Here is a 24,953-nt window from a genome sequence, read left to right on the forward strand (position 1 = left end):
GTTGGTTGAGGAAGTTCAGGGAGTGAAACGGCGTCAACCTAACACCCTCAATCTTGATCAGCGGATGTTTCTCCGGACGGCCGACGCCCTCGGTCAATTCATCTGGCGGAGAACCTCGGCCCGCCGTTCTTCAGTCAGCTCGCCTGCCAGCGTCCCGAAGGCGGCCGCCAGCGGATCGTCGAAGAGCGCCGCGCGCACCGCGCTGCCGGCCGCCGCCCGGAGGAAGGCCAGGCGCCGCCGCTCCTGCGGCATGCGCTCGCGCCCGAGCGGGTCGGCCAGCGACGCGCCGGCGACGTGGCCCTCCTCGTTCCACGCGCGGATCCGCAGGCCGAGCGGCTCGTGGTCCGACACCCGCCGCGGCACGCCGCCCGCCAGCGCTGCCACGACCTGCGGCTCCCCCGCCACGCCGGCCTGCTCGGTACACCAGCACGCCTGGCCGAGCGCGACCGCACGCAGGACGCCGGCGGGCGCGCGGTCCAGCCGCGAGGCCAGCTCGGGGTCGCGCAGCCTCAGCGGATGGACGGCGGGGGCCGGCGGGTCGTCCAGCAGGGCCACCAGCGCGGCGCCCGGCACCTGACCGGCGAACCGGGCGGCTGCATGCCCGGCCTCCGGCGTGAAGGCGGCCAGCAGACCGAACGCCGCGTCCGCCCCCTCCCCCTCCAACGACAGCCGTCCGGGATCGGCACCCCATCTCAGGTACGGCCGGGCCGCGTCCACGCCCGCGACCAGCACGCCGTCCTCGGCCAGCGACACCATGCAGCTCTCCGGCGTACGTGACACCGACAGTGCCGCAGTGCCCTTGGACAGCGCACGGAGCACCTCGGCCCGCTCCAACTCCGCGGAGGCCGCCTCGAGCAGCAGCACCCCGGCCGCGTGCTGCGCGGCGAGGCAGAGCCTGGGGTAGCCCGCGTCGAAGTCGCGCGCCCGGCTCAGCGCCTCCTCCCGCGTCATGAGGGCGGGCGGAGCCAGGGCTCCGGAGCGGACGAGCGCCTCACCTGCCGGCAAGCCGAGCACTGCGGTCAGGCAGAAGGTCTCACCCAGCCATTCGAGGGACATCGGCCCAGTCTGCCATGTGCAACCGGCTCAGCCGCGTGGCCAGGGGTAGACGGGATCCACGGTGATCTTCACGTGCTGCGGGGCGTCTCGGGGGAAGGTCCAGATACGGCCTGAGGTACTGGTGGCGGTCACCGAGGTCGCGTCCAAAGTGACCTCGGCGAACGGGTTGGAGGAGCAGGAGACTGCCAGCCACTCCAGGACGCCTTCGTCGCCCTCCCGGGTCAGGGCGACCCAGCCGATGCTCCCGTGGTCGTGTGCCTCGCCGCTCAGGGCACGGCTCCCGAGGTAGGTGGACGAGGCGTGCGTCAAGTCGATGTCCATCCAGTCGCTGGGGGTCCACGCGGTGGCTCGTAGAAGCTCCCACCACTGCCAGTCCTCGGCCCGGGGGTCGTCCCGCTGGTCGTGCCGGGAGAACCTCATGAGCTTCATCACTGACAGCGAGCCGTCGGAGAACACGATGAAGTCCCCGTAGGGCGCCTCTCGGCCACGCCAACGTTCCTGTACCCGGCCGGTGTTGGGGATCGCTTCAAAGGACGTCACGCCCGCCATGATGACAGCGGGGCGGGGTGCAGAGCGGACGGCCTCCCCCGTGCCGTTCGGTGCCGGCCTGAAGACCCGCCGGTGCGCTGACCGGTGCTGGAGTTGTCCCTCATGGCCGATCGGGTTACGTTCTCTGATCTTGCCGGACGCCTGGCGGGCGGACCGCCCGGCGGCGAAGGCATCGGAGATCGATGGACGCCAGGAAGGGGAGGCCATGACCCGGGGGCCTGCAACGTACTCGGTGGGCTACCGGGCGCGCATGCCGTTCGTACTGCGCACGGAGAGCAACGGCGAGCTGACCGGGGCGGGTTGGCTGAACCGCGACGCCTACGGCCCCGAGCACGACATGCATCCCGGCACCCGTTCCTTCCGCGTCCTCGCCGACGGCGACATCCCCCTCGCGTACGTGCGCACCGAACGGCCCGGCTCACGGGCGACCGGGCAGCCCGTCGTCTACCGCGTCGAAGACCACCACGGCGTCGCGTTGGGGCGGATCACCTACCGGCGCCGCCCGGCCTTCCGGATCTGCCGGGCCCGGTGGACCGTGGAGCCGGTCCAGGGGCCGGCCCTGCGCGGCCACCAGGGCCGCCTGGCGTGGTGGGCGGTGTGGTGGCCGACCGGGCTGCTGCTGAGCTGGATATGCCTGATATCCACCTTCATGACCGGGGACGACGGCGGCTTCCGCCCGCCCCGCCGGATCACCTGGCGCGACGCCTCCCGCCGCACGCGCCTGGTCTTCCGGGGCATGGCCGAGAACTACCAGGTACGGGCCGACGACCTCGACCCCCGCCTGATCACCGCGCTCGTGGCCCTGCACCAGTCCTTCGACCCTCCCGAGCAGGCCGGGGCCCTCGGCTGGTACGAAACCTGAGCAGGCAGAGCCGGCATGAAGCGGCCGTGCGGGTGCTGTGCGTGACGTGCGCGCTGTGCCGCCGTCCTGCCGGTTCCGTACCCTGGCGGCATGCGCATGCGCCCCACTCTGAGCTGGACGCCCACCGGGGACCTGCCGCCCGGCACCACGGACCCGGAGCCGGTCGCCGGTGCGCTGAGGGCCGGCGGTGTGCTGGTGCTCAGCGGGGCCGGCCTCTCCACGGAGTCGGGCATCCCCGACTACCGCGGCAAGGACGGGAGCCTGAGCCGGCACACCCCGATGACCTACCAGGCCTTCACGGCCGGCGCCCAGGCCCGGCGCCGCTACTGGGCGCGCAGTCACCTCGGCTGGCGCACGTTCGGCAGCGCCCGGCCCAACGCAGGGCACCGGGCCGTGGCGGCGTTCGCTCGGCACGGCTTGCTCTCAGGTGTGATCACCCAGAACGTCGACGGCCTGCACCAGGCCGCCGGCAGCGAGAGCGTGGTGGAACTCCACGGGAGCCTGGACCGGGTCGTCTGCCTCTCCTGCGGCGCCCTCAGCTCGCGCCGTGACCTCGCCCGGCGGCTCGAAGAGGCCAACGCCGGCTTCGAACCGGTGGCCGCGGGGCTGAACCCCGACGGTGACGCCGACCTCACCGACGAACAGGTCGGGGACTTCCGCGTGGTGCCCTGCTCGAATTGCGGCGGCGTCCTCAAGCCGGACGTGGTGTTCTTCGGCGAAGCCGTTCCGCCCCGGCGGGTCGAGCACTGCCGCGAACTGGTCGACGCGGCGACCTCACTGCTGGTCCTCGGGTCCTCGCTGACGGTGATGTCCGGGCTCCGATTCGTCCGCCAGGCGGCCCGGGCCGGGAAGCCCGTACTGATCGTCAACCGGGACCCGACCCGCGGCGACCAGCACGCCGTCACCCGGGTGTCGCTCCCCCTCGGTACGGCGCTCACCGCCCTGGCCGACCGACTGGACGTCCCGGTCGACGGCGAAGCGACCGACGCCTCAGAGCCGGTCCAGCTCGGCCAGTACCCCGTCGGCCCCGTTCTCCCGCGCGAGGTCGGCGGCGAGTGAGCGGGGCCGGGACAGGGGGACGGCGGTGGTCGCGGTACGGATCGCCGCGGTGAGGGCCTCGACCGTCAGGCGCTGGTAGGGCAGGGGGCGGGGCGCGACGCCCAGGGCCGTCAGGCGGGCCGCCCAGAAGTGCTGGTCGAGTTGGACCGGCACGGGGACGGCGGGCACGCCCGCGCGCAGGCCCGCGGCGGTGGTGCCCGCGCCGGCGTGGTGGATCACGGCGGCGGTGCGGGGGAAGAGCCAGGCGTGCGGGACCTCCCCGACGGTGAGGAGGTCATCGCCCTCGGCGGCCAGACCGGACCACCCCGACTGGATGATGCCGCGCACCCCGGCTGCGCGCAGGGCCCGCACGAGGAGGTCGGTGAGGCGCCCCGCGTCGTGCGTGACGAAGCTGCCGAAGCCCGCGAACACCGGGGGCGGGCCCGCGTCGAGGAACTCCCGCAGGCGCGGCTCGGGTTGCCAGCCGGACGGGGTCGCCGGCCACCAGTACCCGCAGACGCGGTGCCCGGCGGGCCAGTCGGCGGGGCGGGGCACGGCGTACCGGCTGAAGCCGTGCAGCACGGTGCGTTCGCGCGGCAGGCTCAGCGGCCCGCCGGAGCCGAAGCGGCTGACCGGGAGGCCGAGTTCGCGCCGCAGCTGCTTGACCGCCGGGGCGAAGATCCGGTCGGCGCCGCGCCACACGGCGTGGGCGGCGAGCCGGTTGCCGTACCCGCCGAGACCGCGGACGCGGGTGACCAGCGGTGGGAAGGCGCTGGTGGGCGCGATGGGCTGGAGGTAGGCGCCGAGGACGGGGATGCCCAGCGCCTCGCCGAGCGTGCAGCACATCGGATCGGTGAGGGTGGAGGCCAGCAGCACGTCCGCGCCCTGCCCCACGGCGTCGGCGACGCCCGTGGCGAGGCGGGGCATGAACTGCCGCGCCATCCGCAGGACGGCGGCCAGCGCGAGGGGGACGCTGACCGCGCGGGCCAGGTCCTGGCCGGTGGCGGAGGCCAGTTCGTCGCGCGGGTCGACGGGCAGGGGGCGAAAACCCAGGCCGTGGCCGGTGACCGCGTCGCGGAAGCGGGCGTGAGTGGCGATGGCCACCTCGTGGCCGCCGATGTCCCGCAGGTGGACACCGAGACCCGTGTAGGGGGCGACGTCGCCCCAGGAGCCGGCCGTGACGATCAGTACGCGCACGGCCCCAGTCTGGCGACTTCGCCGCCCGCTCGCCAACGGCCGCGGCGGGGCGGTCCTGGAGAACCCCCGCCCGGCCCGGTGGGCCGCGCGGCCTAGTTCGGGCTGAACAGCAGGGCACCCAGGCCGTGTTGGTTCGCCGCGCCGCTGAAGTCGTGCCAGCTGATCGTCCCGTCCCCGTCCGAGTCGATCAGCTCGAACGAGGCCTCCGCCTCCCGCACCGACACACCCTTGAGCCCCCGCCACACCGCGAACTCGCGGCTGTCCATCCTTCCGTCTCCGTCACGGTCGGCCACGTTGAACTGCGCGTGCAGCACGGCCATCACCTCCGGCGATCCCGAGGGCTTGCCCGACTCCGAAGCAGGGAGGGAGCTCATCCATTCCCGGTACTCCTGCCGCGTGATCCTCCCGTCGCCATCGCGGTCGACGAGCTCGGCCTGGTGCTGCCACAGCAGGAGGTTCGCCTCGATCAGGGCGCGCCCCTTGGGCGAGCTCGGCCCCATGCCGTACGAGCGCAGCACGTGCTCCGCACTCGCCCGGTAGTCGTCCTCGGCGAGCACTCCGTCGCCGTTCGTGTCCAGCCGATCGAAGATCCGGTCGGCCACTGCCACCTTCTCGGTACTCATACAGCGAGGCTAGGCCGGGCCCCTCCCCGTACCGGCGGATTCCCGCACCAGGGGGCGTGTCACCGGGCGCGGCTCGGGACCGTTCGCACCTCCGGGGTGAATCCGTACCGGTGAGATCCGGTGAGGTGTCGAGACATGCGATCCCGCTCCGACGTCTCCTGTGCAAGGAACCCCGCAAGGGACCGCAGCCCGTGAAGGAGACCGTCATGAAGTACCTGGTGATGGTGCAGGGCGCTCAGGCCGACTACGACGCCATGAACGGCAAGGCCTCCGCGCACAGCCCCGCCTGGAGCGAGCAAGAGCTCAGGGCGATGTTCGCGTACATGAACGCGATCAACGACGACCTGGCGGAATCCGGGGAGTTCGTCGACGCGCAGGGGCTCGTCGAGCCCGCGAGGACCCGGTTCGTGACCGCGGACTCGGAGGGGCGGCCGGTCGTCACGGACGGGCCGTACGGAGAGACGAAGGAGGTGCTCGCCGGGTACTGGGTGCTGGACTGCGCGAGCCTGGAGAGGGTGACCGAGATCGCGGCGCGGGTGGCGCGGTGCCCGGTGCCGGCCGGTTCGCCGGACTACCCCGTCGTGATCCGGCAGATCGGCGAGGCGGACGGGAGCGAGCTCGGCGGAGGCGAGATCGGTTGACCGTGCCCCTGCCCGTTCCGCGGGACGTCGAGGACCTGCTGCGGCTCCACGCGCCGCAGGTCCTCGGCGCGCTCGTGCGCAGGTACGGACACTTCGACGCCGCCGAGGACGCCGTACAGGAGGCGCTGCTCGCCGCCGCCGGTCAGTGGCCGCGGGAGGGGGTGCCGGCGAATCCGCGCGGCTGGCTGATCCGGGTGGCGTCCCGGCGCCTCACGGACGCGCTGCGGGCGGAAGCCGCACGAGCCCGGCGGGAGGAAAGGACCGTGCGCCTCGAACCGCGCGAGGCCCGTGCCGCGCCCGCCGAGGACGACACGCTCACCCTGCTCTTCCTGTGCTGCGACCCGGTTCTCCCGCCCGCCGGCCGGATCGCGCTCACGCTGCGCGCGGTGGGCGGCCTGACGACCGCGGAGATCGCCCGGGCCCACCTCGTGCCGGAGGCCACGATCGCCCAGCGGATCAGCCGGGCGAAGGCGAAGCTGCGGGCGGCGGGGGCCGACCGGCATTTCCACCCGCCCGGCGCGCAGGACCGGGACGCGCGCCTCGCCTCCGTCCTCCAGGTGCTGTACCTGATCTTCAACGAGGGCTACACGGCCAGCTCCGGGCCCACCCTCCACCGCGCCGGCCTCGCCCGCGAGGCGATCCGCCTGACCCGGGCGGCCCGTCGGCTGCTGCCCCGCGAGGGCGCCGTGACCGGCCTGCTCGCCCTGATGCTGCTCACCGAGGCCCGCAGCGCGGCCCGTACGGGACCGCACGGCGAGTTGATCCCGCTCGACGAGCAGGACCGGGCCCGCTGGGACCGGGCGGCGATCACCGAAGGCACGGCCCTGGTCGAGGAGGCCCTGACGGAGGGCCCGCCCGGCCCGTACCAGCTCCAGGCCGCGATCGCCGCCCTCCACGACGCGGCCTCGGGCCCCGACACCACGGACTGGCCCCAGATCCTCGCCCTCTACGACGTCCTGGTGGACCGGTCGCCGGTTCCCGACCCCATGGCGGAACTCGGCCGCGCCGTCGCGCTGGCGATGGTCGAGGGCGCGGAGGCGGGCCTGGCCGCTCTGACCGCCCTGGAGCCCCGCCTCGCCCACTCCCACCGCCTCACCGCCGTCCGCGCCCACCTCCTCGAGCGCACCGGCGCCCGCCAGGCCGCCGCCGACGCCTACCGCGCAGCCGCCCGCACCACCCTCAGCCTCCCCGAACGCCGCTACCTCCAGACGAGGGCGGCCCGTCTCGATCCCTGACCGGGCCGGCTCCCCGTCGTGGGCAGGCCTCAGGCGGGCGGATTCGCTTCGGGCATGTCCTGTTCGTCGAGGACCACGAGCTGGGCCTCTCCCGGAGCGGTCAGTTCGGCGATCCGGAGGGCCTGGCGCTCCGTCATGGCCTGGAAGACCTGGCGCGCCGCGCGTCCGTTGCCGAACTGGACGCCGCGCGGGGCCGCGTCGAAGTAGCGGCCGAGCGCCTCATGGGCTCTGGTGCTGAGCTCGTAACGATGGCGCTGCGCGTGGTGTTCCACGATCCGGACCAGCTCGGCGGAGCTGTAGTCGGCGAAGAGGAGGCTCCGCGAGAAGCGGGAGGACAGACCGGGGTTGGAGGAGACGAAGCGCTCCATGTCCCCGGGGTATCCGGCGGCGATGACGACCACCTCGTCGCGGTGGTCCTCCATCAGCTTGACCAGCGTGGCCACGGCCTCCAGACCGAAGTCGTTGGATACCCCCGCGGGCACCAGTGCGTACGCCTCGTCGATGAACAGCACCCCGCCGCGGGCCCGGTTGAAGGACTCCGTGGTCTTCGGGCCCGTGTGGCCGACGTACTCGCCCACGAGGGCGCTGCGGTCGACCTCCACCAGGTGGCCGCGCTCCAGCAGTCCGAGGGCCTTGAGCAGCCGCCCGTACAGGCGGGCCACGGTGGTCTTGCCAGTGCCGGGGTTCCCTGCGAAGACGAGGTGGCGGCTGAGCGGTGGTGCCGGCAGGCCGGCCTGCTGACGCAGCCGTACCGTCTGCATCAGCTTGACCATGCCTCCGACGTCCCGCTTGACCCCGTCGAGGCCGACCAGCTCGTCGAGTTCGGCGAGCAGTTCCTCCAAGGTCTCCCCGGCAGGCTCGGGCTCGCCGAGGTCTGCGAGCTCTGCGGGGTCCGTGAGATCGCCCTGCGCCGCCGGGTTTCCGGGCGACGGCCTGCGGGGCGGGGCCGCGGGGGCCGACGGGGGCGGGGCGGCCGGCAAGGATCCGCCGGTCGTCGTGGGCAGGGCGGGGTTCTTGACGCGGACGGATACGCAGTCTTCGAAGGCCGGTTCGGCGCCTTCGGCCAGCACGACGTCCTGCCCGCAGTCCAGCACCCGGCAGCCGGTGAACGTCGGTGCGGCCGCCCTGCCGATGTGCAGGGCGGGGAACGCGGCAGCGTTGATGTCGCAGCCCTCGAACGCGCCGCCCGCCCCCGGGCCGAAGACGATGCCGTTCTTGCCCGCCCGGTCGATCCGCAAGGCCCGCACCCGGGGCTCGGCGCCGACCGCGACCACCATGCCGCTGCCGCCGGAGCCTTCGATGGCGCCGCCCTCCAGGGTGAGCCGCGCCCCGGCGTCCAGGACCACGCCGGCGCTGCCGGTGTCCTGGATCCGTACGCCCTCCAGGGTGGCGGGGGCGTCCGGTCCGATCTCGACACCCGCCTTGCGGGCGCCGGTGACGGTGGTGCCGTGGACCGTTGCCGGGGTGGTGGAGCGCAGGCGCAGGCCGGTTTCCCCGCGCTCGATCCGGCCGCCGCGGAGCTCCAGGCCGGCCTGGCCGTCGGTGTGGACGCCGCAGACGGCGGCGTCGGCGAGCGTGGTCTCGGTCAGCTCGGCACGGGCCGTGTCGGTGGCGGTCAGCGTGTGCTCGCCGCTGACGGTGATCCGGCAGCCGGCGAGGGCGGCCTGGGCCCGGCCGCTGAGGTGGACGGCTCCCTTCCCCGTACGGGCGATCAGGGTGTCGGTGACGTGGGCGGTGGCGTCCTGCCCCACGGTCAGACCGCGCCCGTCGGTGTCCAGCACCCAGCAGCCGTGCACCGTCAGCTGTGCGGAATCCCGTACGGACAGGGCGTCGGTCCCGGATCCGGTGATCCTGCAGTCGCTCAGGCCGACGGTCGCCGCAGCGTCGGCGTGGACGGCGGAGCGGGCCGGGTCGGTGATCCGGCAGTCCTCCAGCAGCGCCTCCGCCTCGTCCCCGATCAGGAGGCCGTGGCGGCCGGGCCCGATCAGGCGGGCGTCCCGCAGCAGCACCCGGGAGGAGCCGCGGGCGCGCGCCGAGGAGCCTGCGGTGCCCTTGATGCGAAGGCGTTCCCCGAGCAGGACGGCGCTGCCGCCGAGGGCCACCCCGAGGCCGTCGACGGTGTCGACGGTGGTGTCCTCGAGGCGGGCACGGGCATCGCCTTCGAGGTGGACGGCGGCGTGCCGGGCGTCGTGCAGCCGGCTGTGGCGGACCAGCAGGACTCCGCCGCCGACCGGGTCGCGCAGGGATGCGGCGAGGTCGTCGGCGAACGTGAGGTCCGCGTTGGCCCGCGCTCCGGCCTCCTGCCGGGAACCGAGCACGTCGATCCGGCCGACGCCGAGATCGCACTCCGTGAGGGTCAGCCCGGCGGCGTCGGCGACCCGCACGGCGGCCTCGGCGGGGTCGCACCCGCGCAGGTCGAGTCCGTACAGCTCGCAGCCGGGGGCGGTGACCGTGAGGACGGGGCCGCCCGGGGAGCGCAGGTGCACGGTTCCCGATCCGTACTCCGGCTCCAGCAGGACCCGGCGCTCCAGGCGCAGGGACTCGGTGTAGACACCGGGCGCGATGGTGATGACCGCGCCGGCCGGGGCCGCGGCGAGTGCGGAGGCGAGGGTGCGGTGGCCGCCCCGTCCCTTTGCGGCCACCCGCAGCGGCGGGCCGGCGGCGGGGGCCGTGGCGGGTGCGGTGGTGCTGGTCGTCATGGGGTGACGGCTCCCTGCGGCAAGAAGTCGGGGTCGATCAGGAGGACGGCGGGGGCGGATCCACCGGAGGGGCCGGGCAGCAGGTACCAGCTGGGCTTGATCAAGTCGCGGACCAAGGGCCCCGTGACGGAGGCGGCGAAGTACTTGTCCATGATCTTTCCGAGGGTCGGGACGAGGAAGATGTCGATCACGCCCGCGCGGTGGTACCAGCGCCCGGCGATGTTCAGGTGGACGACCGAACGGGCCGCGCCGAGGGTCGCGCCGCCGATGAAGCCGCCCAGCGAACCCATCAGGCCGGATACCACGGCATCCGAGAGGCTCAGCTTGACGATCTCGCCCGCCGCGTTCTTGACGCCGAACATCGCGGCAGTGGAGCCACCGGAGACGAGTCCGCCCACGGCGCCGGCCGCGGCGCCGACGACGATGTCGTAGGTGGTGCCGCGCCAGCGGGCGACCTTCTCGTGGCCAGCCCACTCGCCGCGCCAGTTGTCGTCCGTGGGGTGGCGCTGGTAGGGGAAGCCGTAGTCGATGTGGCTGAGGCCGTTCTTCCACGGGGTGCCGCGGCCGTAGGCCTGGTGCGCGGCGGTGACCGCGCCCTTCATGGCGGCGCCGAGCATGGAGTTGTAGACCGTCTTGCCGAGCTCCAGAGCGGTGATCTTGGCTCCGCCGGCCGCCATGCCGGCTGCCAGCAGAAGGAGGTTCACGGAGAAGTCGACGGCAAACTCGTGGCCCATCTCCACGGCGAGCTGCAGCCCCGCCTTGACGAGGAACGGCCGGTAGGTGGACTCGCCGCCCACGGCGGGGCCGAACTCCCAGCGGTTGGGGTCCTTGAGCATCCGGTAGTAGCCGCGGTACTGGTTGGCCCAGTCGACGTAGTCGGTCTCGCGGCCGACCAGCGTGAGCTTGCCGAAGGCGTCGGTCTCGTAGACGAAGCCGGAGGGGGCCCGTTCGGAGGTGACGTTCAGGCCGGAGGGGCCGTACTGCCGCCAGTGCTGCTGCCAGGTCTCGCTCTCCAGGTAGGTGCCGTTGGAGAGCAGCTTCTTCTCGCGGACGACGGCGCCGGTGTCGAACTCCTTCCAGACGTGGGGGTTGAACGTCCCGCCCGGCTCCGGCACGAACTCGCGGATCCGGAAGGGCTTGTCGCCGAGCAGGTTCTGGATCACGCCGGCGTCGGGCTTGGCCGGGATCTCCTGGATCTTCATGTTGCCGAGGCTGACGACGTGGTCGGACCAGCGGGCGTCCTTCCTCCAGCCGGGCAGGACGGTGCCGTTGGAGTCGATCCACCGCCGGACCTGGTCCCCCGGGCCGGTGCCGAAGTCCTTGATGTTGCCGTGCACGTCGACCTTGCGCCAGTTCCAGACCTCGGTGCCGTCGTCGGCCCGGCTGACCCGCCAGGCGTCGACGGTGGTGCCGTCCGCGAGCAGCTGGTGGTCCCGGATGAGCCGCAGGTCCGGGGTGAAGTCCTGGTAGGACTCGCGGTCCCAGCCGTAGGGGTTGATGTCGCGGGCGTGGGCGGTGAGCCGGGGGCCTCCGATGGTGCCGGCGGGGTCGGCCGCGTCGGACCAGCTCATCCGGCCGGTGCTCGGACCGTGCGCGTTGATGATCAGTTCGCCGTGGCCGCCGCCGACGGTGGGCCAGGTGTCGGAGCGGGCCACCACGTAGCCGTGGTGGTCGTACTTGGTCCAGTCACCGTTGTACATGTGGAACTGCCGGCGGAAGGCGAGGTCGCCGTTGCCCGCCTCGCCGTCGGGCCGGATGGCCGGCTGCGGCCGGTATTCGACGACGGTGCCGTCGTTCAGTCCGGTGCGGGCGACCTCCCAGCGCTTCGTGGCGTTCGGGGTGAACCAGTCGCCGTCGTCGAGGTCGGCGGTGTACCGGTCCTGCCACTTGATCCGGCCCACGTCGACACCGGTCGGGGCGTCGAAGTCGGGCCGGTTGAAGGTGCGGTGGCCCTGGAGCTTGCCCACGCCCTCGGAGAAGGGCAGATAGCCCGCCGGGATGTTCACAGGGTTGCCGTCGGGGCCGTCGGGCACCTTGACGTTGCCGACGGTCAGGTCGTTGCCGTTGATCAGCTTCCGGATCTCGCGGACGATGTGGCCGTTGCTCGCGATGTCCGTCAGGGCGCCGTTCTGGGTGAGCAGGCGGATGCCGTGGGAGAGATCGCCCAGGGCGGCGCCGGCCCCCGACTTGACGGACCACTCGCTGAACTGGGTCAGGCTGTCGTTCTTGAACCAGGGCACGCTGCTGAGGTCGGTCTTCCACATCTCGCCGCTGAGGACGAAGCGGTACCAGATCGGCGGGCGCTGCTCCGCCATCCGCTTGACCGCCAGGACGTCGCCGTTCTCCAGCACCTTGACGCTGTCGATCTCCTTGCCGGGCGCGGACAGCGACACCGAGGTCGTCTTGGGGATCCCGTCGGCGCCGATCTCCTGCTGGAAGAGCCTCCGTACGTCGTGGGTGTTGGGCTGGAAACGGCCGAACTTCTCGTGCATGACGACGGTCTCGCCGGTGAGGGGGTGCTTCATCGTGTCGGTGAAGCCGCGTACCTGTCCCCACTTGCGGTCGCCCTGGGCGATCAGCTTGAAGTCGGCGTCGAAGCGGAACCAGGTGCCCTTGCCCAGGCTCTGGGTGATGGCGCCGCGGTCGGTGGTGCCGATGACGTGGCCGCCGTCCGGGAGCTGCTGGAAGTGCATGACCCGGGCGACACCGCTGGTGTCGGTCGAGTCGAACCAGGAGCGGAAGCTCTCGCCCCAGTGCCGGGTGCCGTGCCGGACGAGGTTGCCCGCGGCGTCCATCTCGTTCCACACTCCGCGCTGGTTCGTCAGGGAGAACCCGGAGATGGAGGCGCTGGCACTGGACTGGAAGGAGCCGAGGGTGTTGCCGTTCGGCAGCGGCCGCGACTCGAAGACGGTGGTGCCGGAGTGGGTGGTCAGGTGGATCCGGCCCTGCGTCAGGCCCTTGGGGTTGATCACGCCGCCCTCGAACCACTTGGCGATGTGCCGGCCGGGGGGCGGGGCTGCGTCGCCGGTGCGGACCAGCTCCCAGGTGTTCGCGGGTGCGCCGGGTGCACCCATCTGCGCGACGTGGTTCAGTTCCAGGTGCTGATCGGGCTTGATCTGGCCCTCGTGGACGACGTTGATCCGCTGGATCTCCAGCGTGCCGTCGGCGGCGTACAGCTTGAACTCGCCCTGCCGCAAGCCCCCGAACCCGTCGAGCCGGAAGCCGCCGCCGAGGTGCCGGGTGACCGTCACGCCGTGGACGGGGCCCAGGTTGCCGTCGAGGAGGCGGAGCCCGCCCGCAGTGGTGTCGACGAATCGGGACATCGACGGGTTGGCGAGCCCCTTGGCGTCGCCGAGCGGGACCATTTGGAACGGGTCGCCGTACGCCGTGGTGACCGTGAAGGAACCCCCGCCGCCCGGTGTGGCGGTGACGTCCACGTCGAGCCGGCCGGCCCCGTCGAACAGCCGGAACTCGCCGTTCGCACCCGCCACGTGGAAGCCGTGGCCGGGGCGCGGGGTGACGGCGGCGCCGTCGATCGGGTCGAGGTTCTGGTCGAGGCTGCGCAGGGCGCCCCCCGGGTACACCCCGATGTGCTCCGGCAGCTGGGCGCCGCCGGCGGTGGTGAGCGGGAACGCGTGGAACTGGAACTGGCCGTCCGCGGCGCCGTGGACGCGGATCGTGCCGGGGCTCGTGACCTGAAGGGTGCCGTCGGGGCGGAGGGTGACGGTGTCGGGGAGGTCGGCGCCGGCCGCGTCCTTGAGGTGGGGGTTCGGCGCCGCGCCGGCCGCGCCGGCCGGGTGGAAGACGTAGTGTCCCGTGCCGTTGCCCGTGATGCCCCGCAGTTCGACGGGGTTGTGGGTGTGTGCGCCGTGGGCGTCGAACACGAGCCGGCCGCCGCCGTGTTCGACGCGGAAGCCGCCTCCCGGCAGGCCGGTCTGCGCGAGGGCCTGGCCTCCGGGCAGCGGCTGGAGGTCGGGCCGCAGGAGGCTGATGGTGCCCCCCGCGCTGGTACGGATGACATGGCCGTCGAGGGCGGAGCCGCCGGTGACCGGCACGTCGGTGCGCAGGAGGACGCCGCCGCCGGTGTCGAAGGCCCGGATGGTGCCGTGGGCGTCGGTGAGCCGGAACTCGTCGCCGGCCCGCTGGACGGCGACGGTGTCGTCGACGCCGCCGCCCAGGTCGCGCGGGTGCGGCGCGGGCGTCTCCGGGGTGCCGACCGGGGTGAAGACGTACTGCCCGGCCGGGACGCCCACCCCGTACAGGGGGACCACGTCGTGCGTGTGGACGCCGCCCGTGTCGACCGCGATGTGCTGGCCCCGGTGCTGGATCCGGAATCCGCCCGGGCCCTGCGCGGTGACGGTGGCGCCGTCGATCGCGGTGCCGTTGCCGCGCACCAGCTGCGGGGCGGCGCCGCTGCCGGGGGTGTCCCGTACGAAGGCGCCGCCGGGCGGTACGTGGGCCAGCCCGGTGATGGCGACGGCCTCGTGCGAGAACGCGCCGTCCAGGGTGTGGACGGAGAACCGGTGCTGGCCGAGGTCCACGTGGAGGGTGCCGTCCACCCGGATGATCTGGCCCGCGGCGGGGGCGACGGCGCCGCCCGCGGTCCGCAGCTGCGGAACGGGGGTGTCCGGGGTGCCGACCGGGGTGAAGACGAAGTGCCCGTCGGCCGGGACGTGCGGGCCCTGCAGGGTGACCACGTCGTGGGTGCGGACACCGGCCGGGTCGACGGCGATGTGCCGGCCGCCGTGGTCGATCCGGAAGCCGCCGCCCGCCTGGGCGTGGACGCCGGCGCCGTCGATCGTGCCGCCGTCGGCGTGTACGAGCTGCGGGGCGCCGCCGGGGGCGTCCGGGAGCCGTACGAAGGCCGCCCCGGCGCCGCCCGGCAGGGTGACGGCGGGCACCGGCAGGGCGTGGTGCGAGAAGGTGCCGTCGGCCCGGTACACGGCGATGTGCGGGGCGGGGACGGCGCCGGGGGCCGGGGTGGGGTTCACGTGGAACACGTCGCCGTGGGGCGTGACCGTGCCCAGCCCGGTCATGCCGTCGGCGCCGGTCAGCCGGGGCGCGGGCACCGGACCGGCCCCGGCGGCGCCGGCTGCGGGCTCGGCTTGCGGGATCAGCACGTGCAGGCCGTTCGGCACCCCGTCGGGGCCGGTCAGCACGATGCCGGTGTGGGTCTGCAGGCCGGTCGCCGGGTTGTACAGGAGGAAGCCGGAGCCGCTCGCGGCCGGAATGTTCAGGCCGGCGCCGTTCATCAGGATGGGCCGGGCGCCGGTGGGCAGGACGGCGTCACCGGCTCCGAGGTGCCGGATGCTGCCCACCGAACGGTCGGGGTTGAGGGTGAGGCTGACGGTCGTACCGTCCAGCGCCCCGCCGCTGAGCTGGAAGCGCCGCTCACTGCCGATGAGCGTCTCGCCGGCCTGGTTGGCGGTGAAGTCCCAGCGCAGCACCTCGACATTGGGGACGGCGATGTGCTCGACCCGGACGACGTCCACCCCGGCGGGGCCCGCGCCGGGAAGGTGCTGAACGGTGACCGGGTGCCCGCCGGGCATGCCCCGTACGCCCGTGATGGCGCCGGTCGCGTTCGTCTCGACCTGGGCGAAGGTGTTGTTCAGGCCCGGCAGTTGCAGCACGTGCACGACCGGAGGGGTCGCTGCGGGGATCGCGCCGCCGGCGGCCGCGGGCACCGTCCCGTTGCCGGGCTGTGGGAGCGGCTGCAGTTCGAGGGCGCTGCCGGCCGGGCCGCCCCCGGTGACGTGGGGGTCGATGATCTGGTCGTCGATCAGGGCGTGCCCGGCCCGCGAGTCGAGCGCGTAGTCCAGGCGTCGGATGCTGCCGTCGAGGTTGGTGTGCTCGACCCGCAGTACGTCCTGGGTGCCGATCTGCACGTGCCGGGTGCCTATGGTCCCGGTCATGCCCTGCGGGGTGTCCACCTCGATGTCGACGCGCCTGCCGCTCTGGATGCCGGGCGATACGCGGACCTCCACCCCGGGCATCCCGGGCAGGTTGGTGAAGGTGTGCTGGAGGTCGAGGACCACGCCGTGGTTGACATTCACCCGGGGCTGGAAGGCGGCGGCGTGGACCTGGGAGATGAGCTCATCGAGGTAGGCGGCGGCCGACGGGATGAAAGCGCCTCCGCCGCCGAGCGCGGCGATGTTCACCGCGCCCGTGTGGGCGACCGGCATGTCCACGTGGCCGAGGTCCAGCGCGCCGGTCCGGGGCGTGCCGAGGTCCCCGAGGTGGGCCTGGGGTCCGGTCATGTCTCCGAGCTGGACGTTGGCGTTCGGTCCGTTGCCGAGGTGCACGTTCGCGTTCGCGTTCGACCCGTCGCCGAGGTGCACGTTCGTGCCCGGTGCGTCGCCGAGTTGGATGTTCGTGCTGCTCGGTACCTCGCCGACGTGCGGGGCCGTTCCCGGCATCGAGGTCTGGCCGAGGTGTGCCCCGGCCTGCGGCGTGGAGACCTCGCCGAGGTGCGCGCCGACCTGCGGCGCCGAGAGTTCGCCGACGCCCAGGCCGCCGGGCGTGGCGCCGAGCTGGGGCGTGGTGACGCTCAGGGAGGGCAGGTTGACCTGGCCCAGCTGGACCTCGCCGACCTGTCCGAGGCCGCCCACCGCGGGCAGGTCCACGAGCTGGGCGTCGACGGCGGGGAGCTGGGTGTTGATGAGCCCGATCTCGCCCCCGCCCACCGAGCCCAGGGACGGCACGCTGATGTGGCCGAGGGAGGGGAGCGACGGCGTGGACACGTTCACCGGTACGAGCGCCCCGGTGATGCCGTTCAGCTCCGGCGTGACGACGCTGGTCGCCGGGAGCGCGCCCACGGTGGTGCCGAGCTGCGGCATGTCGACCTGGGTGTGCACCGCCGGCAGCGACGCGGGGATCGAGCCGAGGCCGGGCAGGCTCACCGAGGTGCCGTTGATGCCGATGGGGGTCACCGGGCCGAGCGTGGGCAGGTGGAAGTTGCCGGTCGTGCCCAGCGTCGACAGGTCGATGAGCCGGGCGTCGATCGGCGGCAGGTCCACATGGCCGATGTTGACGAGCCCGCCCGCCGCCGTGAGGTGGATGTCGAGGCCCTGCGGGACGATCACGGAGAGGCTGGGCGGCGGACCCGTGAAGATCCCGGTTCCGCTGAAACCCGGCCAGGTGCCCATGCCCGGGCCCCCGGCGCCGAACGGGTTGCCGGAGGGGGAGAACGTGAAGCCGTCGGTGCGGATCAGGCCGGAGCCGCCGACGGCGCCGCCCTCGCCGAAGAAGTGGGAACCGGCCCCCGCGACCCCCGAGATCTTGCCGAGGTCGCCGATGAACTTGCCGTTGATGAAGGCGCCGTAGCGGTACATGCCGAGGAGGCCGCGGTCGTAGAAGCCGATCTTGATGGCGAGGCCGATGCCCTGGCCCATCTCGTCGGCGGCCACCGGCAGGATCAGGCGCAGGCCCTTCCAGCCGCTGAGCCCGCCGGCGATGGCGGTGACGCCGGACTTGATGCCGTTCAGCCCGGTGATGAAGCTGCGAACCCCGAAGAACGCCCCGGCACCGGCGATGTTGATCACCGCGAGGTCGGTGGCGACCGGGATGAACCCCCACGCCCGCCCGCTGCCGCCCATGAAGTGGCCGGCCTGGAGTCCCCGGGCGTCGAACTTCAGCCCGGTGAACACGCCGGCCCTGACCCAGGTGAACGTCCCGCTCATGACGTCGCCGATGTGCAGACCATTGCGGATGAACAGGCCGAAGGAGTTGGGGCCGCCGAGGACCAGGTTCTTGAAGCCCGTGAACGCCTTGCTGGAGAAGCCCTTCAGCGCGCCCCAGGCCGCGGAGACGTTGAGGCCCTTGGTGGTGGGGGCGATGACGCCGACGATGGAGAGGATCAGATCGGTGACGGACGCGTCGCCGTTGTGGAAGTCGATCGCCGTCTTGATCATCAGGCTCATGTTGAGGGCGAACACGGCCAGGGCCAGGGTGCCGCCCGTGAAGATGGCCGGGATGATCAGGATGATCGCGATGTAGGTGAGGACCTTCCAGACCTCCGCGCAGTCGTCCACGGGCGAGGCGATCGCGGTCGCGGCGTCGGAGAGCGCGGTGGCGGCGGTGGAGGAGGCGGTCTCGAACGTCGCCTGCGCCGCCTGGGCGGCCTTCTTGTGTGTCTCCCGCCCCTCCTTGTCGTCCTCCTTCAGCGCCTTCGCCGCGTTCAGCGCCTCCTCCGTCTTGCGCTGCTGCTCGCGCATCACGCCGGAGTAGGTCTGCATGGTGGTGCGGAAGGTTTCGTGCGCCGTCTTGAAGGAGGTGACGAAGCCGCGGATCCGCCCGTTGATCTTTCCTCGGATGGCGTCCGCCGTCTTGCCCTTGAAGGCGAGGGAGGAAGTGTTCAGGACCTCGTCGAGCCCGCCCTCGATGGTCTTCGCCAGCTCGATCAGCGCGAGCTGGGAGGCGATGATCCGGTCGATCTCGTCCGGATCGCCCGGGGTCGGGTCCTCGGTCATGCCGAGGGCGGACCAGTCGGTGGGTCGGGCCATGAACGGCCACCCCCCTTCCTCGCACGGCGCCTGCCCTTCACCTCCTCTACGCACCGGCCCCGCCGGTGGTTCACCGCCGAACTCGGCTTTTTCCGCGCGCGGTTGAACCGTACGGGCCCGCGCAGCGTAGACGGAATGAAGGAGCACCAGGAAGGAGGCCGGGCGTGGCAGACGAGATAGTCACCGACTTCGCCATCGACTACGGATTGCTGAACAAGGTCCAGACGAAGCTCCGGGACATGGCCGACGAGGCCAACACGGGGAGCGGCAGCGGTTCGTACCACGACACGGGCGAGGCCCTGGCCAGCGAGCGCCGCCGGATCCTCGGGACGTACGACATGTCCGCCGAGTTCAACTACTTCTACACCACCTCCAAGAAGCGCCAGGGTCAGGCCAAGGAAGGCCTCAACAAGCTGGCCGACCTCTTCAAGGGCGTGTCCAACGCGTGGTTCGCGGCGGATTCCCAAATCGCGGCGGGCGCCGGCCTGATGACCAAGTCATTGGGCCTGGAGGAGTGGAAGGACAAGAAGAAGGCCTACGACCAGTGGGTTTCGGACCGGGACAAATGGGAGGCCTATCTGAAGAAGATCGGCGCCTCCGAGTACTTCCGGGACCACCCCGGCGCCAGCATCTCCGACGTGTGCAGCGCCGACGGCGCGCCTGGCTGGTGCCAGGCGTGGCGGGACGACAAGGACCCGCCCAAGCCGCCCGGCCCGCAGCCGCCCAAGCCCTCGGACACCCCGCCCTTGCACTACCGCCAGGAGACCTCGTCGGGCTCGATCGACGTCAAGCTCGAAGTGGACAAGGACAACAACATCATCAAGGAGACCTCGACCGTCACGGCGCACGGCCAGACGTACACCACGACGACGGAGTACAAGGGGGCGCCGGAGATGGTGACGCCGCCGGGCGGCGGGAAGCCGTTCGACGCGCGCGACTACACGATCACCACCACCGGGGCGGACGGCTCAACCAGCGTGTCGACGGTCGTGATCAACACCGACGGCTCGGGGACGATGAAGGTCGTCGAGGGCACCGAGACCACGGAGTACACCCGCGCCGGGCCGACCGCCCAGTGGGTGAAGGTGCCGAAGCCCGAGGACGAACCCGCCGATTCCACCATCGCCTCCTGACTCGGCGAACACCCCTCTCGACGACAGTGAACGACCGGAAGGAACACCCCGCATGGTTGCCAACATCCGCCTGTCCTACAACGAGATCGACAGGGTGGCAGGCCTGCTGAACACGAGCGTCGACGTCACGCTCGTCCCCCGTATGACCGAGGCCAAGAAGGAGGTGGACGCACTCCTGAAGGGCGCCCTGGTCCTGGAGAAGACCAGCCCGGCGCTCACCACGCAGTACGAGAAGTTCAACACCGGGCTGGTCCAGGCGACGGAGGCCATCAAGGGCTTCGCCAAGCAGTTCCAGGCGATCAAGGAGTCCGTGCAGAAGATGGACGGCGAGATGGCGGCCCAGGTCAACAGCAACGGCTGACCGGAAACGGCGGCGGAGAGGGGCATCACCATGCCGGTCGGTACCGACGATGTCGTGTTCGACTTCGACCAGATCCAAAAGGGCTGCGCCAACATGGCCACCAAGCTGTCCGACATCTCGAAAGAGCTGGTCAGCCTGGAGGGCGTCGTCAGCGGGCTGCTCCAGAACGGCCTGGTCTTCGAGAAGGCCAGCCCGGCCATGAAGGACGCGTACTACGAGTTCAGCCGCCAGATGAAGGACTCGGCGGCGAACATCAAGACGTTCGCGGAAACGTTCAAGAAGATCGCCGACGGGATGGCGCAGTCCGACAGCGAACTCGCCATCGCGATCCGGAAGGCCCAGGCCGAGATGGCGGCGGGCGCGCGGAAGTAGACGTCAGACCGACGCCCCCGACCGCACGGCGGTCGGGGGCGTCGGCGTGCTGCGCCTGCCGGCGGGTCAGCCCTCCAGGACCGTGAGGGGGACCTGTACCGCTACCGCTCCGCCGCCGTCGCCGGAGGTCCAGGCCCGGCCCTGGGTCAGCGGCATGCGGATCTGTTCGCCGGAGAGGCGGGCGCCGATGATGTCGCCCTCGCCGACGCTCTTCGGGCCGAGCAGCAGCCCCCGCCGGGCCCGCCGGGCCACGCCCACCCAGCCCATCGAATGCATGGACTCCGGCAGCCCGGCCAGCAGCAGCCCCTGCATGTGGTCCCGGCCCGCCGCGGCTACCTTGCGCAGCACCTGGTCGGCGTCGGCGGCGAGCAGCAGGTCCGCGTCGTCCACGACGACGACCACCGGCTTGCCGCGGAAGGAGTCCAGCGCCTCCGTGAGCGCCTCCGGCGACGGGTCCGGCTCCCGGAAGACGTGCGCGAGGTCGTGGGCGGCCAGCCGCCTCAGCTGCGACTCGCGCGGCGTGATCACGATCAGCTGGGTGCCGCCCAGCAGCAGGGACACGGACATCGCGGCGAGCGCGGTGCTGCGGCCGGTGCGCGGCGGGCCGGCCACGACGAACGAACCGCCGCCGTCCCGGAAGTCGTAGCCGATCGGCCTGACTTCGTCACCGCCTAGGCCCAGCAGCGCCCACAATGGACGCAGTTGCTGCTTGGGCACCTGGTCGACGGCCTCCTGGAAGCCGATCAGCCCGGGCATCTCGCGGATCCGGAAGGGCCTGCGGTCGGGCCCGACCGCGCTGTCCCGCGCGGTGGTGCGCTTGCCGATCGCCCGCAGGGCGTCACCCTGGTCGGGGCGGTCCGCCGAGACCGTCGGCAGCAGACCGATCTGCACCTCGATCCCGCCGGGCGCGTGCCAGCCGCGGCCGGGCGGAACATGGGCGGGGATCCTGTCCCGCCCCATGCCGACCATGTGGTAGTCGCTGGGGTCGGCCTGCCGCAGCAGCAGCCGCTTGTCGTTGTGCTGGGCGACCCGGCCGCCGAGCAGGACGCGCTCGGAGGTCGCGATGACGTGGATGCCGGCGGCGACGCCCTCGCGCAGCAGCCGCACCACCTCGCCGTAGACGCGGCCGCCGTCGTAGTCGTCGATCAGCTGGCTCAGCGCGTCCCAGCCGTCGATGAACACGACGATGTGCGCGGGCCGCCGGGCGGGCGAGACCTTGGCGCGCAGTTCGGTGAGGCCGGCGCAGTCGTACTGGGACAACAGCCGCTGACGCCTCGTCAATTCGCTGATCAGGCGCGTGACCAGGCGTTCCAGCCGCTCCGTGTCATGCCGGGAGACCACGGCCCCGCAGTGCGGGAGAGCCTCCATCGCGGCCAGTCCGCTGCCGGCCGCGTCGATCCCGTACATGTGGACGTCGTGGCTGCCGATGGCCATGGCGGTGGCGCCGGCTATGGTGCGCAGCACCTGCGTACGGCCCGAGCGCGGGGCGCCGATGACGTAGAGGTGGCCGAAGACGGACCAGTCGATCGCGCCGAGCCGCCGTTCCTGGAGCTCGGGCAGGTCCAGCAGGGCGTACGGCACGAGCGGGAGGGTGCCCTCCTCGGGCTCCGGGACGGGCGGCAGGTCCTCCAGGGCGATCACGTCGTCCATCGGGGGCAGCCAGGGGCTCGGCTGCGGAGTGTAGTCCTCCAGCCGGTCGGTCGCCTCGATGAGCGCGTCCACGAGGGCGCGCAGGTCGGTGGGGAGTTCCTCGGGCGAGGGCAGGCCGACGGGCTCGCCGTCCTCGTCGGCGAGTTCCTTGAACACCGGTGTCCGGCCAAGGCGCTGCCAGGTGAGCTCGGTGCTGCGGACCGGCCGGGCGAGCCGGTCGCCCGGCTCCGCGCCACCGGCCGCCGGGCCGCCGCGCTCGGCACCGACGAAGGCCGTCTGGAACGGCATCGGCGCGGACGAGCCGAGCCGGACCAGGGCGCGGCCGGGGTTGTTCGGCGAAATCCCGGCGGCTTCCGGTGCGTTGATGATGTCCTGGCTCTCGGACCGGTCGATGACGCGCAGCGAGATCCGCAGGTTGGTGTTGGCGCGGATCTCGCCACTGACGACACCGCCGGGCCGCTGCGTGGCGAGGAACAGGTGCAGGCCGAGGGAACGGCCTCGCTGGGCGAGGCTGATCAGCCCGGGAACGAACTCGGGCAGTTCACGGACCACCGTCGCGAACTCGTCGATGATGATGAGGAGTCGGGGCAGCGCGGGCAGCCGCGGATTGCGGGCCCGCTTGGCCCGGTACTCCGGGTGGTCCTTGGCCTCCACCTCGTTCAGCAGGATCTCGCGGCGCCGCAGTTCGGCGTCGAGGGAGGCCAGTGCCCGGCGCACCAGGTGCCCGTCGAGGTCGGTGATCATGCCGAGGGTGTGGGGCAGCCGGTCGCATTCGCGGAAGGCACTGCCGCCCTTGTAGTCGACCAGGACGAAGGCGAGTTCGTCCGGCCGGTTGGCGGCGGCCAGCGAGGCGATCATCGTCTGGAGCAGCTCGGACTTGCCGGATCCGGTGGTGCCGCCGATCAGCCCGTGCGGGCCGTCGCGGACCAGGTCCAGGGTGAGCGGGCCCTCGTACCCGGAGCCGATGACGAAGCCGGCGGAGGCCGGACGGCGTGCCCAGGCCTTGACGATCGCGGCCGGGTCCGGGGGCTCGTGGCCGATCAGCGGCAGCAGCCGGACGTCGTCGGGCAGCCCGGAGTCGCCGTCGACGGTGACGTCGCGGATCGGTGCCAGGGCCCGCGCCACCTCTTCGCACCAGCGCCTCTCGACCAGGTCGGCGCGTACGTCGGTCACTTCGGGCACGCCCGAGGCGCGGACGGAGAGCCGGTTGCCGTGGGTGGTGACGACGACGGTGCACTCCTCGGGGAGGAGCCGCTCGCGCTCGTCGATGCAGAGGCTGAACACCCGCACCTCGGGGCCTGCGGTCAGCAGGTTGACCACCCCGGGGACGTCGCGCAGCCGGCGGGCGCCGTCGAGAACCACCATGATGTCCGGCTCCCGCTGGAGGAAGTGGCGCATCGGGGAGGCATCGGTGTCGGAGCGGGCCTGGATCTCGCCCATCAGCTCGTTGACCCGGTGGGCCGTGGTCTCCGGGTCGTTGCCCAGGCTCACGACGGCGCCGCCGGGGCGGCCGGAGCGCAGGTGCGGCAGCCAGCGCACCCACTGCCAGGCCTCGGCGTGCTCGTCATCGGTGAGGACGACGATGCGCAGGTCGCGCGGGCTGTGCAGGACGGCGGCCTGGGCGACGGCCCAGCAGGCGAGGCTGCGCGGCGCGGTTCCGGAGCCGCTGATGCCGACCACGCCGTGCAGGGCCAGCTCCAGCCCGAAGGGGACGTCGGCCAGGCGCCAGTGCACCTTGCGGCGGTTGGCCTCGCGGGCGCTGTCGTCGATGCGTTTGAGGGAGGCCCGGGTCAGGGTGCCCAGGCGCAGGGTGAGGTGGTCGGGGTCGCGGCGGCGGCGCTGCCACAGGCCCTTGCCCGGGCCGGTCGCGGTCAGCCGCAGGGAGGCCGGGTCGGGGAAGGACTCGGCGCGCAGCTCCCGTTCCTCCAGCGCGGCCTGCCGGATCTCCAGCTCCAGCCAGGCGCGGCGGACCAGGTAGACCCGGAGGTTCTCCTCATACTGCCGGCGGCCGGTCCGGCGGGAGGTCACCCAGTTGCCGAGGCCCATGAGCGGGGTCAGGACGATGAAGACCAGGAAGTAGAGGCTGCGGAACATGAAGACCATGACCAGGCCCATGATCAGCGGCGAGATCATCATCAGGAACGGGAAGGGCCGCTTGGTGTTGTCCTCGGGCGGGCCCTGCATGGACATGGACTCGGCGTCGAGGTGCGGGGCGATGCGCGGCGGGCGGTTGTACTCGATGCCGATGCCGTCGGCGGCCGTGTTGACGGCGGCGTCTGCCTCGAACGGCGGGCACAGGCGCAGCAGGTGGTCGCCGAGGGCCAGGTCGGCGTACGGCGGCCACTCGGCCGAGCCGTCGTCGGGGGGCGGGAGCTGGCCGGCCGGGGGGACCGCGGGGGCTTCGGGGTTGCCGTCGGGGCCGGGCGGTGCGGGTTCCGGGGTGTGGCCGCCCGGCCCGCCGTCTTCGGGTCCGGCGGGCTCCTCGGCGGTGAGCGGGGTGCCCGTGGTGGGGTCGACGGGCGGGGGCGGTGTGAGGCTGCGCAGGCCGCACGTCTCGTCCGCGTCGTCGGGCAGCCGGTAGTCCACCGCTCCGTCGGCGCCCACGGTGATCCAGACCCCGAGGGAAGGTGCCCCGCCCGCGTGCAGGCGCACCGCGCAGCCGCGGTCGGTGCCGGCCTCGTGAACACCGGGGCCGAGCCGCCAGACCCGGCCCGCGCCCGGCCCGCCGACGTGGCGGATCTCGACGAGGACCGGGTCGGAGGCGGGCGGCCGCCAGTCCTCGGAGCCCGCGGCCGGGGGTGGTACCGGGGCTCCGAGGCCGAGCACCGAGCCCTCGCGAAGACCGCTGGCCCGAACGGGGAGGTCGGGGCTCAGGGGGCGGTCGTCGAGGAAGAGCTCGGCTGCACCGAGGGCCTCCCCGAGGGCGGCTACGTCGGCGCCGTCGGGGAGGTCCAGCATGTGGTCCGCGAGGTGGCCGCGGGGGTCGACGGTCGAGATGGTCAGTCTCACGGAACTCCTTGCACTGGTTACAGCCGC

At 72.6% G+C, this 24,953-nt stretch carries 14 protein-coding genes; 7 read left to right on the top strand and 7 right to left on the bottom strand.

Going from position 1 to position 24,953, the window contains the following annotated elements; translation table 11 throughout:
• Nucleotides 1-93: 93 nt before the first annotated feature.
• Together AB0O21_RS06950 and AB0O21_RS06955 are read right to left on the bottom strand one after the other, a co-directional pair.
• Nucleotides 94-1,056 carry a hypothetical protein gene (locus AB0O21_RS06950; protein ID WP_365167179.1) on the bottom strand — a complete coding sequence of 321 codons (963 nt, stop codon included), beginning with the start codon at nt 1,054-1,056 and terminating at the stop codon, nt 94-96.
• 27 nt (nt 1,057-1,083) lie between these two features.
• Entirely contained in the window at nt 1,084-1,605 is a 522-nt protein-coding gene (locus AB0O21_RS06955; RefSeq protein WP_365167181.1) for a hypothetical protein, read from the bottom strand.
• Between the two features lie 205 nt (nt 1,606-1,810).
• Here AB0O21_RS06955 and AB0O21_RS06960 point away from each other — a divergent pair, with 205 nt between their 5' ends.
• Together AB0O21_RS06960 and AB0O21_RS06965 are read left to right on the top strand one after the other, a co-directional pair.
• On the top strand, nt 1,811-2,467 hold the full coding sequence (locus tag AB0O21_RS06960; protein ID WP_365167183.1) for a hypothetical protein: 657 nt from the start codon (nt 1,811-1,813) through the stop codon (nt 2,465-2,467).
• 90 nt (nt 2,468-2,557) lie between these two features.
• Complete coding sequence (locus AB0O21_RS06965) at nt 2,558-3,526, top strand: NAD-dependent protein deacetylase (RefSeq protein WP_365167186.1); 969 nt, start codon at nt 2,558-2,560, stop codon at nt 3,524-3,526.
• Here the strand turns inward: AB0O21_RS06965 and AB0O21_RS06970 are convergent.
• A complete protein-coding gene (locus AB0O21_RS06970; RefSeq protein ID WP_365167189.1) occupies nt 3,458-4,702 on the bottom strand; it encodes a glycosyltransferase in 1,245 nt (414 codons plus the stop codon). The two genes, AB0O21_RS06965 and AB0O21_RS06970, sit on opposite strands and share 69 nt — an antisense overlap.
• A 92-nt stretch (nt 4,703-4,794) precedes the next feature.
• Nucleotides 4,795-5,325 (bottom strand): EF-hand domain-containing protein, encoded by a 531-nt coding sequence (locus AB0O21_RS06975; protein ID WP_365167192.1) that lies wholly within the window; start codon nt 5,323-5,325, stop codon nt 4,795-4,797.
• Between the two features lie 206 nt (nt 5,326-5,531).
• Between AB0O21_RS06975 and AB0O21_RS06980 the strand changes: the two genes are divergently transcribed.
• Entirely contained in the window at nt 5,532-5,966 is a 435-nt protein-coding gene (locus AB0O21_RS06980; protein WP_365167195.1) for a YciI family protein, read from the top strand.
• A 2-nt stretch (nt 5,967-5,968) separates the two neighbouring features.
• Nucleotides 5,969-7,201 carry a sigma-70 family RNA polymerase sigma factor gene (locus AB0O21_RS06985; RefSeq protein WP_365167746.1) on the top strand — a complete coding sequence of 411 codons (1,233 nt, stop codon included), beginning with the start codon at nt 5,969-5,971 and terminating at the stop codon, nt 7,199-7,201.
• Between the two features lie 29 nt (nt 7,202-7,230).
• Here AB0O21_RS06985 and AB0O21_RS06990 read toward each other — a convergent pair whose 3' ends face one another.
• On the bottom strand, nt 7,231-9,900 hold the full coding sequence (locus tag AB0O21_RS06990; RefSeq protein ID WP_365167197.1) for a right-handed parallel beta-helix repeat-containing protein: 2,670 nt from the start codon (nt 9,898-9,900) through the stop codon (nt 7,231-7,233).
• Nucleotides 9,897-18,401 carry a hypothetical protein gene (locus tag AB0O21_RS06995; protein ID WP_365167199.1) on the bottom strand — a complete coding sequence of 2,835 codons (8,505 nt, stop codon included), beginning with the start codon at nt 18,399-18,401 and terminating at the stop codon, nt 9,897-9,899. The genes AB0O21_RS06990 and AB0O21_RS06995 overlap by 4 nt, the downstream gene beginning before the upstream one ends.
• Before the next feature lie 164 nt (nt 18,402-18,565).
• Between AB0O21_RS06995 and AB0O21_RS07000 the strand changes: the two genes are divergently transcribed.
• The 3 genes from AB0O21_RS07000 to AB0O21_RS07010 are packed head-to-tail and all read left to right on the top strand — an operon-like array spanning nt 18,566 to nt 20,267.
• Nucleotides 18,566-19,534, top strand: a complete 969-nt coding sequence (locus tag AB0O21_RS07000) for a serine/arginine repetitive matrix protein 2 (RefSeq protein ID WP_365167201.1) — start codon at nt 18,566-18,568, stop codon at nt 19,532-19,534.
• Nucleotides 19,535-19,586: 52 nt separating this feature from the next.
• The gene (locus AB0O21_RS07005; RefSeq protein WP_365167203.1) at nt 19,587-19,895 is read left to right on the top strand and encodes a hypothetical protein; all 309 of its coding nucleotides are present in this window, start codon (nt 19,587-19,589) and stop codon (nt 19,893-19,895) included.
• 30 nt (nt 19,896-19,925) lie between these two features.
• Nucleotides 19,926-20,267, top strand: a complete 342-nt coding sequence (locus AB0O21_RS07010) for a hypothetical protein (RefSeq protein WP_365167205.1) — start codon at nt 19,926-19,928, stop codon at nt 20,265-20,267.
• Between the two features lie 66 nt (nt 20,268-20,333).
• Here AB0O21_RS07010 and AB0O21_RS07015 read toward each other — a convergent pair whose 3' ends face one another.
• On the bottom strand, nt 20,334-24,926 hold the full coding sequence (locus AB0O21_RS07015; protein WP_365167207.1) for an FtsK/SpoIIIE domain-containing protein: 4,593 nt from the start codon (nt 24,924-24,926) through the stop codon (nt 20,334-20,336).
• Nucleotides 24,927-24,953 lie beyond the last annotated feature (27 nt).

Origin of the sequence: Streptomyces sp. NPDC091371, from assembly GCF_040684275.1 — a bacterium.
GTDB lineage: Bacteria > Actinomycetota > Actinomycetes > Streptomycetales > Streptomycetaceae > Streptomyces.